This is a genomic window from Devosia sp., from assembly GCF_048261455.1.
In the GTDB taxonomy this organism is placed as follows: Bacteria; Pseudomonadota; Alphaproteobacteria; order Rhizobiales; family Devosiaceae; genus Devosia_A.
On sequence record NZ_JBLXGA010000001.1, the window covers coordinates 1 to 11,461 of the forward strand.

Genomic DNA, 11,461 nt, shown 5'->3' on the forward strand with positions numbered 1-11,461 from the left:
GACATGTATCGCAAGGTGTGGAGCATCGGCCCGGCCGGCGCCGAAGTGCCCATGCGCATCGTGCGCGATGGCCGCGAAAACTGGGTGCGCGTCAAATCCGCCGACCGCAACGATTTCCTCAAGCGCCCGCTGCTGCAGTAGCGGGGTTGCGTGTCGGACGCTGAGCCGTCCGCCATCCAGAGCTAGTGCGATTTGCATGGATCACCGGGACGAGCCCGGTGATGCGGAGACCACGTGAGAACCTGCTAGCCCTCCAGGGTGTCCACCTTGCGAAGGTCGGGGAAAATCTTGGCCCAGACCGCGACCACGACCAGCGTGCCGATGCCGCCGAAGACCACCGCGCCGACCGGGCCCATGAACCCTGCGAACGTGCCGGCGCGGAACTCGCCGAGCTGGTTCGAGGCGCCGACAAACAGTGCGTTGACGGCATTGACGCGGCCGCGCATTTCGTCGGGCGTCATCAGCTGCACTAGCGAAGAGCGGACGACGACGCTGACGGTATCGGCGGCGCCGAGGATGGCCAGCATGGTCACCGACAGGATGATGTTGGTCGACAGCGCAAAGACCAGCGTCGCGACGCCGAAAATGGCGACGGCGATCAGCATGTCGCGCCCGACATTGTGCTTCAGTGGAAAGCGCACCAGCAGCAGCGACATCACCACCGCCCCAACGGCGGGCGCGGTTCTGAGAAAACCCAGCGCCCAGGGCCCGGCGAACAGGATATCGCGCGCATAGACCGGCAGCATGGCCGTCGCACCCCCCAGCAGCACGGCGAACAGATCGAGCGAGATGGCGCCCAGCATCACCGGCTTCGACCGGATGAAGGCCAGCCCGGCGAAGACGCGCTTGAGGGTGACCGGCGCCTTGATGGGGATGGATTTCGGCGGTGGCAGGGCGGTGACGGCGAAGCTCGCTGCCGCGAAACAGCTTGCTGCGAAGACGAAGGGCACGACAGGCCCCAGTCCATAGAGCAGACCGCCAAGCGCCGGGCCGATGATCATTGAGGTCTGCATCACCGAGGTGGAGGTGGCGACCGCCGTCTGCAGCTGGTTCAGGGGCACGATGGCCGGCAGCAGCGCCGCCATGGTCGGCCGCTCGAAGGCCTGCGCCGCACCGATCACCGCGACCCCGACGAATACGCCCCAGACCGGCAGCCAGCCCTGGAATACGCCCAGCGCCAGCACCCCCAGCGTCGCCGCTTCGATGATCTGGCACACGAGCCCGATGCGGCGGCGGTCGAACTGGTCGGCCACATGCCCCGCCACGAAGGCGAGGATCAGCATGGGCAGGAATTGCGCCAGCCCGACGAGCCCGAGATCGAAGGGGTTGCGGGTCGTGTCGTACACCAGCCAGCCGATGGCCACGGCCGAACCTTGAAAGCCGATGGACGACAGCGCCCGTGACACGAGGAAGAGCCGGAAGGCCGGCAAGCGCAGCACATGCGCCTCAGCAGCAGGGGCGGGGTCGGTCATGGTTCAGCCAGAAGGCGCCGGCCAGGGCGGCGCAAAGGTGGGAGGCCGAGGCTAGGCCGCGCCGCGCCTCTCGGCAAGCGCACGTTTCACGTGAATCCGTAACCAAAGCGATTCACGTGAAACGTTCCCCTCAGTCACGCCGCCATATTGCGCTGGTAGCGGCGGCGATAGGCCGAGGGCGTGACGCCGACGAGCCGTCGGAACAGGTGGCGGAAGGCCGAGGGCTCGGAATAGCCGACATCTTCGGCGATCTCGTCGAAACTTGTGTCGGTGGTCTCCAGCGCCTGCTTGGCTTCCTCGATCCTCAGCGTCTGCACATATTCGAGTGGCGACTGGCCGGTGGCCTTCTTGAAGCGGCGGTGAAAACTGCGTTCGGTCAACCCGCTCTGCGCCACCATGCAGGCGACCGGATTGGGTTCGCGATACTGGTCAGCAGCCCAGAGCTGGGCGTCCGAGACGATCTGGTCGTCGTGCTTGCGGCCGGCATTGAGGGCGGCGAAAGGCAATTGCCCTTCGACATGCCAGTCGAGCAGGAAGACCTTGGCGATACGGCGGGCTTCCTCGGGGCTGACCAGCCTGCCGATGAGGTAGAGCAACAGGTCGTTCCAGGACGAGAAGCCGCCGGTGGTGATCAGCCGGTGTCCTTCACCGGCGGGCACCAGCATTCGGTCCTTGCGGATGCGGATTTCGGGATGGCGGCGGGCGATGGTATCGCAAAAGCCCCAGTGCGAGGTGGCCTCGTGCCCGTCGAGCAGTCCCGTTTCGCTCAGCAACAGGGTGCCCGAGCAGATCGAGGCGACCATGGCGCCCCGGTCATGCGCGTCCCTGATCCACTCGGCAATTGGCCCCATGCTCTCGGGGATGGGGTCATCCGGCAATATGCCGAGTTCGGGTATGACGACGATGTCGGGATCGGGCATATCGGCCAGCGCGCCATGCGGAACGATCTGCAGCCCGTGCGGATCGCGATAGGGTTTGCCATCCAGCGACAACAGGCGCGGGGCAAAATGGGGCGTCGGCGTCTCGTCGTGCAGATGCTGCCAGATGCGCCCGACCGCAGCCAGCACATCCATGAAAATGAAGGCCCCGGCCGACCCGGTTTCAGGGCTCACGACCACAGCGGTCTGCAATGGGCTGAATGCGGCACGGGTGGGGAATTGCGACATGGGATCTGTCCGATTTGAACCGTTTGTGTCCGAACGCAGCCTATCTGGCCGGCCGTTCCAAGTCTAAAAGGCCGGCATCTCATACGCCTCAGGCGTCACACAGTCAAAGGACTTGCAAGATGAAGTCGAACGCAAATCGATTTGCGATCATGTCATCCGCCGGGGCGGGTGGTGTCATGGTCGATATTGCCCTGCAGCAGCTTGTGGTACGGGACGTCCGGAATGAATACCGGTCGATATTTCCGCCAGGAGCTGCGCCATGGACTTGCTGATCAACGCGGCCAATATCCTGTATGTCATCGCCTACTTCACGACGGACATGGTGATCCTGCGTGTGCTGACGATGATCGCGGCATCCTGCCTGGCGCTCTATTTCGGCACCCGGCCTGAACCGATGCTGAACGTTGTCGGGTGGAACCTGTTCTTCCTGGGGTTGAACGGCGTGCAACTGACCCGGCTGCTGCGGTCGCGGCGCCGCGATGCTGCCAGCGCGGCGGCGTAAGCCGTCACACGCGAATGGGCGCGGCTCTGGCTGCGCCCATCCGACTATTGCTCAAAGCGTAATGCCGCCGTCCGCGATGAAATTGGCGCCGGTCGCATAGGCGCTTTCGTCGCTCGCGAGATAGACGCAGAGGTTTGCGATCTCTTCGGGCGCCGCCATGCGGCCCATGGGCTGGCGGGCGACGAACTGCTCCCAGATCTCGTCGTGATCGCCCAGTTCGTGCGCCCGGGCATGCAGCGAGGGGGAATCGACGCTGCCGGGGCAGACCGCATTGGCGCGGATGCCATGCTGCATGTAGTCGAAGGCCACGGATTTGGTGAAACCGATCACCGCCGCCTTGGTCGACATATAGCTCACCCGGTTGGGCACGCCTTTCAGCGAGCTGGCGACCGAAGCGATGTTGATGATCGTCGCGCCGCCCTGGGCGATGAAGCCGGGCAGGAAGGCCTTGGTCAGAACGAACATCGGCGTGACGTTGATATCGAAGCTGCGCTGCCAGTCGGCCAGCTCGGTCGTCCCGAGCATCCCCTGATGTACCCAGCCGGCGCCATTATAGAGCACGTTGACGCCATGGTGCCGTTCGGCGGCATCGGCGAGCGCAAAATGGTCGGTGACGTCCAGCACTTCGGTCTGGTGGCCGGAACCGATTTCTGCCAGCTGCGCGTCCATCCGCGCGATGGCCTCGGCGTCGCGATCGGTGGCGATAACCCTCGCGCCCTCCCGGGCGAAGGCCAGCGCCGCCGCCCCGCCAATCCCCGCTGCCGCCGCGGTCATGAATATGGTCTTCCCGTCCAGCCGTCCCATGGCGTCCTCCTCCTGGTCGCTGCCCGCCTGCGCGGGTCTGTTGTTCCCATGCCTTCCATCGGCTAACATGTTAGTCAAGGGAGAGACGACATGCCGGAGGATAGCTGGGAGGGCTTGCTGCCGCCCCTTTTTGCGGCTGCAGGGTTGCAGGAAACGTCCGGGTTCACGGTCACGCCGCTCACCGGCGGTGTCTCGTCCGATATCGTGCGGATCGACCTTCAGAACGGCCGGCAGCTCTGCGCCAAGCGGGCGCTGGCAAAACTCAAGGTCGCCACCGACTGGCAGGCGCCGACCGAGCGCAACCATTACGAAATCGCCTGGCTGCGCTGCGCCGGGGCCATCGTGCCCGGTGCGGTGCCCGAAGTGCTGGGCGAGGATGCCGAGCACGGCGTGGCGCTGCTCGAATATCTGCCGGCCGAGGACTATCTGCTCTGGAAATCCGAGCTGCTGGCGGGCCGCGCCGATCCCGCTGTTCCCGTGGCGGTCGCCGACGCGCTGGGGCGCATTCATGCGGCGACGCGCGACGACGCTACGGTCGCCGCGGCCTTTCCCACCGACGCGCTGTTCGACGCGCTGCGGCTCGACCCTTACCTTCGCCATACCGCCGGTCGCCATCCCGAGCTCAGCGACGCGATCCTCATGGTGCTCGAGACCACCGCCAGCACCCATCAGGCGTTGGTCCATGGCGATGTCAGCCCCAAGAACATTCTCGTCTCGAAAGCCGACGGCCACCCCGTACTGCTCGATGCCGAGTGCGCCTGGTATGGCGATCCGGCTTTCGATGCCGCCTTCTGCCTCAACCATCTGGTGCTGAAATCCGTGCATCTTCCGGCGCAGCGCGGCGAGCTGCTGGCCCAGGCGGACGCGTTCGCACAAACATGGCTTGGCCATTTCCCCGCGGCGGGGCGCCCGGCGCTCGAAGCGCGCGTGGCCGCCTTGCTGCCCTGCCTCATGCTGGCGCGCGTCGATGGCAAGTCGCCGGTCGAATATCTCGACGCTGCGGCGCGCGAAAAGGTACGGGAGCTGGCCATTCCCGCCATTCGCACGCCGATGCCGGAACTCGCCCCGCTGTTTGCCACTTTTCACTAAGTCGACATCATCCTCAGGAGCCGTTCATCGCCATGGCAGGCATAAGGCAGATTTTGGGCCGTCAGGTGTGGGACTCCCGCGGCCGGCCCACCGTCGAGGTCGAGATCACGCTCGATAGTGGCGCCACAGGTCGGGCCATCGCCCCCTCCGGCGCGTCGACCGGACGGCGTGAGGCGCTGGATCGCCGTGACGGCGGCACGCGGCTCGGCGGCTATGGCGTCAATGGCGCGATCGATGCCGTCAACGGCGAAATTGCCGAACGTTTGCGGGGGTTTGCCTCGACCGAACAGGCGGCGATCGATCAGGCGCTGATCGCCTTAGATGGTACGGAACAGAAGTCGCGTCTTGGCGGCAACGCGCTGGTCGCGACATCGCTGGCGGTCGCCTGGGCCGCCGCGGCGCACCAGAAAATCCCACTGTGGCAGCACCTTCGCAGCCTTGCCGGGCTGGATGGTCCGGTGCAGATCCCGGCTCCGATGATCCAGATCTTCGGCGGCGGCCGCCATGCCGGTAACCGCATCGATATCCAGGACTATCTGGTGATCGCCAGGGGCGCCACGAGCTTCGCGGAGGCCGTCGAGTGGATCGCCGAAGTCCATATGGCGGCCAGCACAGCCATGAAGCAACAGGGCAAGCTCAATGGCGTTGCCGACGAAGGCGGGGTCTGGCCGGACTTTGCCTCGAATGCCGAGGGGCTGGAGCTCACCACCCGTGCCATCGAACAGGCCGGTTTCAAGCCGGGCGAAGACATTGGCATAGCGCTCGATATCGCCGCGAGTTCGTTCTTTGCTGATGGCCGCTATCGTCTGCAGCTCGAGGACCGGGCGCTGGACAGCTCTCAGATGGTCGAGCTGCTGGCCGACTGGGTCGATGCCTATCCCATCATCTCGCTGGAAGACCCGGTGGCAGAAGATGACGACGAAGGCTTTGCCGAAATCACCCGCCAGCTGGGTCATCGGGTGCAGATCGTCGGCGACGACTATCTGACGACCAATGCCGAGCGGATCGCCCGCGCCGGGGCGCTTGGCGCCTGCAACACCGTTCTGCTGAAGGCCAATCAGTGTGGTACGGTGAGTGAGCTCATTGCCGCGTCGGCAGCCGCCCGCCGGTTGGGCTGGAACACAATCCAGTCAGGGCGGTCGGGTGAAAGTGAAGATGTTAGTCTCGCGCATCTTGCAGTTGGATTGATGTCTGACCAAATCAAGGTTGGATCAATGACGCGGTCCGAGCGTACGGCGAAGTGGAATGAAGTCATACGGATCGCGTATAACTGCGTAAACACCCACTATTGGAATTTCGACGTTTCGATGTAGTGTTGTGTTAACAACGCCGGGGGGCGCAATTGAGCGATAAAAAGACTGACGGCACGAGCCGCAGGGTTCGCGTCGAAGATGTTGCGCGGGTCGCCGGGGTTTCGCCAATCACCGTTTCACGTGCGCTGTCCAATCCTGAAAAGGTCAAGGAAGAGACGCGTCAGCGGGTCGCCGAAGCGGTGGCGCAGACTGGTTATGTGGTCAACAGCTTCGCCTCGACTCTACGGTCGGGCCGCTCTTCGATTATCACGGTCTTCGTTTCCAGCCTGCAGAACCCGCATTACGCCGCGTCGATCCAGGGGCTGATCGATGCGCTGGAGGGGTCGCGGTTCCGGCTGATGTTCGCCCAGACCGGCTTTTCGGTCGATGCCGATAGCGATCTGTTCAACTCGCTGATGTCTTTCCGGCCCGCGGCGGTTGTGCTGTCCGAGGGCGTGCGCAGCGAAAGCCTGCGCAACACCCTGACCGATTTCGATGTGCCGGTGCTCGAGATGTGGGATGACGACCCCGACCCCATCGACATGCTGGTCGGCTTTTCCGTCGCCGACGCCTCGCGGATGGTCGGCGAGCATTTCGCCGAGCAGGGCTTCCGCCATGTCGCCTATTTCGGACATTCGAGCGGGCGCACGGCGGAGCGGCTGACGGGGTTTCGTGCCGGGCTGGCCCGGCATGGCATCGACGAGGTCTATGTGCACTCGTTCGAAGGCACCGGTACCATGATGATGGGCATGTCGGCCTTCGAGGAAATCGTCACCGAGCACCCCGATTGCGATGCGATCTTTTTTGCCACCGACCTTTTGGCCACCGGGGCCCTGTTGCGGGCGCGCGAAATGGGTATCGACGTTCCGGGCCGTGTCGCCATCGCCGGCTTCGGCGATCTCGATTATGCCGCGCACACCCAACCGCCCCTCACCACCATCCACGTCTCGGCCTATGAACTCGGCAAGGATGCCGGCCAGATGCTGCTGAAACGCCTCGACACCGGGCCGCTGCCGAACCGGCGGCTGATCCGCCCGGTGCGGCTCGAGGCGCGCGGCAGCACGGCGCGATAGACGGTTCGGGCGCGTCCCGTCCTTGCCGACCCGTCGGGCACCTGATATCGAAGTCGACCTATAGAGGGGCCGGCCGAACTTTCCAAAATTCGTACCGAATACTGCCGCGAAACGCAGCAGGGGAGGGCGCCGGACGCACTGCATGAGGAGAGCAGCATGAGTTCGGACAACGGAGCCAGCCCTGACGGGGCCAAGAAGCTCAGGTCGCGGGCGTGGTTCGATAATCCGTCCAATCCGGACATGACGGCGCTCTATCTCGAGCGCTATCTGAACTACGGCATTTCCCGCGAGGAACTGCAGTCAGGCAAGCCGATCATCGGCATTGCGCAGACCGGTTCGGATCTGAGCCCGTGCAACCGGCACCACATCGAACTGGCCAAGCGTGTCCGTGAAGGCATTCGCGACGCCGGCGGTATCGCACTCGAATTCCCCGTGCACCCGATCCAGGAAACGGGCAAGCGCCCAACCGCGGGGCTCGACCGCAACCTCGCCTATCTCAGCCTCGTCGAACTGCTCTACGGCTATCCGCTGGATGGCGTGGTGCTGACGATCGGCTGCGACAAGACCACGCCGGCCATGCTGATGGGCGCCGCGACGGTCAATATCCCCGCCATCGCCCTGTCGGTCGGCCCGATGCTGAACGGCTGGTTCCGCGGCGAGCGTACCGGTTCGGGCACGATCGTGTGGAAGGCCCGCCAGATGATGGCGGCTGGCGAAATCGGCTACGAGCAGTTCATCGAGCTGGTGGCGTCTTCGGCGCCGTCGACGGGCTATTGCAACACCATGGGCACCGCCTCGACGATGAATTCGCTGGCCGAAGCCCTGGGCATGCAGCTGCCGGGCTCGGCTGCCATTCCGGCGCCCTATCGCGACCGTCAGGAAATGGCCTGGCGCACCGGCATGCGCATCGTCGACATGGTGCATGAGGACATCAAGCCGTCGGATATTCTCACCGCGGACAGTTTCCACAACGCCATCGTCGTCAATTCGGCGATCGGCGGATCGACCAATGCGCCGATCCACATCAATGCTATCGCCCGCCATATCGGCGTCGAGCTCGACATCATCGACTGGCAGAAAAAGGGCCACGACGTGCCGCTGCTGGTCAACATGCAGCCGGCCGGCGAATATCTGGGCGAGGACTTCTATCACGCCGGTGGCGTGCCGGCCGTGGTCAACGAGCTGATGAAGCACGGGCTGATTAAGGAAAACGCGCCGACCGTCAATGGCAAGACCATGGGCGAGAACTGCGCCGATCGCACCATCCAGGACGCCAATGTCATCCGCTCGTTCGAGCATCCGATGATGGAAGAGGCCGGGTTCCTGGTGCTCAAGGGCAATCTGTTCGACAGCGCCATTATGAAGACCTCGGTGATCTCGCCCGAGTTCCGCCAGCGCTACCTGTCCAATCCCGAGCATCCCGATATGTTCGAAGGCAAGGCCGTGGTGTTCGACGGGCCGGAGGACTATCACCACCGGATCGACGACCCGTCGCTGGAGATCGACGAGAACACGCTGCTGTTCATGCGCGGCGCCGGGCCGGTCGGCTATCCGGGGGCGGCGGAAGTCGTGAACATGCGGCCGCCGGATTACCTGATCAAAAAGGGCATCAGCTCGCTCGCCTGTATCGGCGATGGCCGGCAGTCGGGCACATCGGGGTCACCCTCGATCCTCAATGCCTCGCCGGAAGCTGCCGCGGGCGGCAACCTCGCCATCCTGAGGACCGGCGACCGGGTGCGGATCGATCTCAACAAGGGTGAGGCCGATATCCTGATTTCCGACGAGGAGATCGCCAAGCGGCGGTCCGAGCTCGACGCGTCGGGCGGCTACCAGTATCCGGACCACCAGACGCCCTGGCAGGAGATCCAGCGCGGTATCGTCGACCAGCTCGGTACGGGCGCCGTGCTCAAGCCGGCGGTCAATTACCAGCGCCTGGCGCAGACTGCCGGGCTGCCGCGCGACAATCACTAGTCGCAAGCAGGTCACAGTCGCACAGCATCATGGGGTCGCCACTGGCGGCCCCATTTTCATTGTCACGATTTCTTCTTGGCGGACGCGCGGTTCTGAGCCAATAAATGGCCGCATCATTGAGCGAGACTGACCATCCTGGCGCGTTGTGCGGCGCCGTTGCCGGTAAGGATACTGAATGTCGGAGATTTTGGACTATTGCCAGGGCCGCAAGGCGGTCACTTTCGCAGCTGGCGAGACGCTGATCCGCGAAACGGACGCCGAGGCCCGTCTGTTCGTGCTCATCGAAGGCCATATCGAAGTGCTTCGCAAGGACACGCAGGTTAGCTTCATCGACGAGCCGGGGTCGATCTTCGGCGAGATGGGTGTGCTGCTCGAAATGCCCGCCAGCGCGACGGTCAAGGCACTGTCGGAGGTTGAGGTCTATGTCATCGAGGATGCGCTCGAGTTCCTGGGCAGCAATCCCGAGATCGCGCTGCACGTGGCTTCGCTCTTGGCGCGGCGGCTCTATTACACCACGTCCTATTTGGTCGATCTGCAGCAGCAGGCCGAAGGCAAGCGCGAGGATCTCGATCTGGTCGACACCATCCTGTCGCAGCTGGTCGCCAAGCCCGAAAAGCCCAAGCGCGGCCGCTCGGGCAAGTAAGCCCGGTCACGCGTAGCCGGCGGCCAGCGCCGCCGCATAGATCATCGCGCCATAGGTGAGCTGGTGGGCCAGCTGGTCGATACCGTGCAGGCTCCAGTAGCGCGCCGGCAGGGCCTGCATCTTCACGCCCTCGGAATAGCGGATCTTGGAATAGTCGAGCGCGTAGTGGACGATGAACTCGCCCACAATGATCGCACCAGTGGCCGGCAGCGGGGTGCCGGCGATGAGAAGGACCACGCCCGACAGCGCCGCGTGAATCGCCGCGTGCGCGTAACCGCCTGGCGCGCGCCAGTTACCCTTGCCCGCCAGGATCCACTGTGGCTGCAAAAAATAGTCGGCAACACAGTGCTTTATCTCCAGGCCAAGAAACAGCACAAAGAAAAAGCCGACCATCCTCGCGATTGACCTCGCATTTGTGGCGTCATCATTTACCGGACGCCCTTGCTCGCGACATGCTGGCAACCTAGTCTGCCCCGCGCAAGCGCAAGTTTTGCAAACACGGCAAGTGGACGCTGCCCGGGTTCAGGTGCAGTTCAGGTTTGGTGTAGTCAACCGCGCTGGGGTGTTGGTGCGTTGGAAGGGATCACTATGAACAGAACACGAAGTTGCGTGCTGGCCATGGCGGCAATGATGCTGATGCCTGGCCTGGCGGAGGCTGCAAGCGGGACGGCTCTGGGCGTCGATCCCGATGCCACAGCCGAGCGCAGTTCCGGCAATACCGTCTTGACGGTCGGTGCCGATATCTTCATCGGCGACAGGGTGGTCACCGGCGCCGACGGGCTGGTGCAGATCAAGTTCGAAGACAAGACCGAGCTGGTGGTGGGACCGGATTCCGCGCTGGTGATCGAGGATTACCTGCTGCGCGACGACGGTTCGGCCGGCAAGCTCGCGGTCGACGCGCTGTCGGGCACGTTCCGGTTTGTCACCGGCGCGGCGCCGAAGGACCGATATGCGATTACGACGCCGAGCGGCACGATCGGGGTGCGCGGCACGGCCTTCGATTTTGTCGTCAAGGAGGACGAGACCTCGGTGCTGCTCTACGAGGGTGCGGTCAACCTGTGCAACAATGACGGTGAATGCGTCGTGGTCGACGACTATTGCGAAGTCGGCGTGGCCGATTTCAGCGATTCCGAGATCCTCGGCTTCACCGACAATATCAGCGGCGAAGACCGGGTTTCGCTCAAATCGCTGTTCCCCTATGCGACGGATGAATCGGACCTGATGACCATCTTCCGCATTGCCGAAGCCCGCCGCTGCCTCAACAAGCCGCCGGCACCGGCAGGTGGGGGCAGCCCGGCGACGAGCACGGGGGGCGGAGGCGATGGCTGCATCACCGTCGGCAGCGCGGAGCCCGAGACCTATTGTCCGGGCGATGCAGGCTATGACTACATTAAGGCTGGGGGCCTCGATTAAGTTGGGGAAGGGCGCGCGCGAAAAATGAAACTCCGC

Annotated in this window: 11 protein-coding genes and 1 pseudogene; 8 read left to right on the forward strand and 4 right to left on the reverse strand. The window is 64.1% G+C overall.

Going from position 1 to position 11,461, the window contains the following annotated elements; translation table 11 throughout:
• Positions 1 to 141, forward strand: a pseudogene (locus tag ACN0TK_RS00005) (signal protein PDZ); the annotation flags it as partial.
• A gap of 104 nt (positions 142 to 245) precedes the next feature.
• On the opposite strand, the gene ACN0TK_RS00010 reads toward ACN0TK_RS00005, so the two are convergent.
• Complete coding sequence (locus tag ACN0TK_RS00010) at positions 246 to 1,472, reverse strand: MFS transporter (protein WP_417307375.1); 1,227 nt, start codon at positions 1,470 to 1,472, stop codon at positions 246 to 248.
• A gap of 134 nt (positions 1,473 to 1,606) precedes the next feature.
• Positions 1,607 to 2,638 (reverse strand): GlxA family transcriptional regulator, encoded by a 1,032-nt coding sequence (locus ACN0TK_RS00015; RefSeq protein WP_417307376.1) that lies wholly within the window; start codon positions 2,636 to 2,638, stop codon positions 1,607 to 1,609.
• A gap of 259 nt (positions 2,639 to 2,897) precedes the next feature.
• Here ACN0TK_RS00015 and ACN0TK_RS00020 point away from each other — a divergent pair, with 259 nt between their 5' ends.
• Positions 2,898 to 3,140 carry a hypothetical protein gene (locus ACN0TK_RS00020; protein ID WP_417307377.1) on the forward strand — a complete coding sequence of 81 codons (243 nt, stop codon included), beginning with the start codon at positions 2,898 to 2,900 and terminating at the stop codon, positions 3,138 to 3,140.
• A 51-nt stretch (positions 3,141 to 3,191) separates the two neighbouring features.
• Here ACN0TK_RS00020 and ACN0TK_RS00025 read toward each other — a convergent pair whose 3' ends face one another.
• On the reverse strand, positions 3,192 to 3,944 hold the full coding sequence (locus ACN0TK_RS00025) for an SDR family oxidoreductase (protein WP_417307378.1): 753 nt from the start codon (positions 3,942 to 3,944) through the stop codon (positions 3,192 to 3,194).
• A gap of 90 nt (positions 3,945 to 4,034) precedes the next feature.
• Here ACN0TK_RS00025 and ACN0TK_RS00030 point away from each other — a divergent pair, with 90 nt between their 5' ends.
• The 5 genes from ACN0TK_RS00030 (at position 4,035) to ACN0TK_RS00050 (ending at position 10,012) form a co-directional block, all read left to right on the forward strand.
• The gene (locus tag ACN0TK_RS00030) at positions 4,035 to 5,033 is read left to right on the forward strand and encodes a phosphotransferase family protein (RefSeq protein ID WP_417307379.1); all 999 of its coding nucleotides are present in this window, start codon (positions 4,035 to 4,037) and stop codon (positions 5,031 to 5,033) included.
• A 32-nt stretch (positions 5,034 to 5,065) separates the two neighbouring features.
• Positions 5,066 to 6,346 (forward strand): phosphopyruvate hydratase, encoded by a 1,281-nt coding sequence (gene eno / locus ACN0TK_RS00035; protein ID WP_417307380.1) that lies wholly within the window; start codon positions 5,066 to 5,068, stop codon positions 6,344 to 6,346.
• Between the two features lie 29 nt (positions 6,347 to 6,375).
• On the forward strand, positions 6,376 to 7,398 hold the full coding sequence (locus tag ACN0TK_RS00040) for a LacI family DNA-binding transcriptional regulator (protein ID WP_417307381.1): 1,023 nt from the start codon (positions 6,376 to 6,378) through the stop codon (positions 7,396 to 7,398).
• 156 nt (positions 7,399 to 7,554) lie between these two features.
• A complete protein-coding gene (locus ACN0TK_RS00045) occupies positions 7,555 to 9,369 on the forward strand; it encodes an IlvD/Edd family dehydratase (RefSeq protein ID WP_417307382.1) in 1,815 nt (604 codons plus the stop codon).
• A gap of 175 nt (positions 9,370 to 9,544) precedes the next feature.
• Positions 9,545 to 10,012 (forward strand): Crp/Fnr family transcriptional regulator, encoded by a 468-nt coding sequence (locus tag ACN0TK_RS00050; RefSeq protein ID WP_417307383.1) that lies wholly within the window; start codon positions 9,545 to 9,547, stop codon positions 10,010 to 10,012.
• Positions 10,013 to 10,018: 6 nt separating this feature from the next.
• On the opposite strand, the gene ACN0TK_RS00055 is transcribed toward ACN0TK_RS00050, so the two are convergent.
• Complete coding sequence (locus tag ACN0TK_RS00055; protein ID WP_417307384.1) at positions 10,019 to 10,405, reverse strand: DUF3307 domain-containing protein; 387 nt, start codon at positions 10,403 to 10,405, stop codon at positions 10,019 to 10,021.
• Between the two features lie 195 nt (positions 10,406 to 10,600).
• Between ACN0TK_RS00055 and ACN0TK_RS00060 the strand changes: the two genes are divergently transcribed.
• A complete protein-coding gene (locus ACN0TK_RS00060; protein WP_417307385.1) occupies positions 10,601 to 11,425 on the forward strand; it encodes a FecR family protein in 825 nt (274 codons plus the stop codon).
• The last annotated feature ends 36 nt before the right edge of the window (positions 11,426 to 11,461 follow it).

Excerpts from the sequence above, each read along its gene's own strand:
- ACN0TK_RS00010 (WP_417307375.1), bottom strand. The coding sequence starts at position 1,472 with ATGACCGACCCCGCCCCTGCTGCTGAGGCGCATGTGCTGCGCTTGCCG.
- ACN0TK_RS00015 (WP_417307376.1), bottom strand. The coding sequence starts at position 2,638 with ATGTCGCAATTCCCCACCCGTGCCGCATTCAGCCCATTGCAGACCGCT.
- ACN0TK_RS00020 (WP_417307377.1), top strand. The coding sequence starts at position 2,898 with ATGGACTTGCTGATCAACGCGGCCAATATCCTGTATGTCATCGCCTAC.
- ACN0TK_RS00025 (WP_417307378.1), bottom strand. The coding sequence starts at position 3,944 with ATGGGACGGCTGGACGGGAAGACCATATTCATGACCGCGGCGGCAGCG.
- ACN0TK_RS00030 (WP_417307379.1), top strand. The coding sequence starts at position 4,035 with ATGCCGGAGGATAGCTGGGAGGGCTTGCTGCCGCCCCTTTTTGCGGCT.
- eno (WP_417307380.1), top strand. The coding sequence starts at position 5,066 with ATGGCAGGCATAAGGCAGATTTTGGGCCGTCAGGTGTGGGACTCCCGC.
- ACN0TK_RS00045 (WP_417307382.1), top strand. The coding sequence starts at position 7,555 with ATGAGTTCGGACAACGGAGCCAGCCCTGACGGGGCCAAGAAGCTCAGG.
- ACN0TK_RS00050 (WP_417307383.1), top strand. The coding sequence starts at position 9,545 with ATGTCGGAGATTTTGGACTATTGCCAGGGCCGCAAGGCGGTCACTTTC.
- ACN0TK_RS00055 (WP_417307384.1), bottom strand. The coding sequence starts at position 10,405 with ATGGTCGGCTTTTTCTTTGTGCTGTTTCTTGGCCTGGAGATAAAGCAC.
- ACN0TK_RS00060 (WP_417307385.1), top strand. The coding sequence starts at position 10,601 with ATGAACAGAACACGAAGTTGCGTGCTGGCCATGGCGGCAATGATGCTG.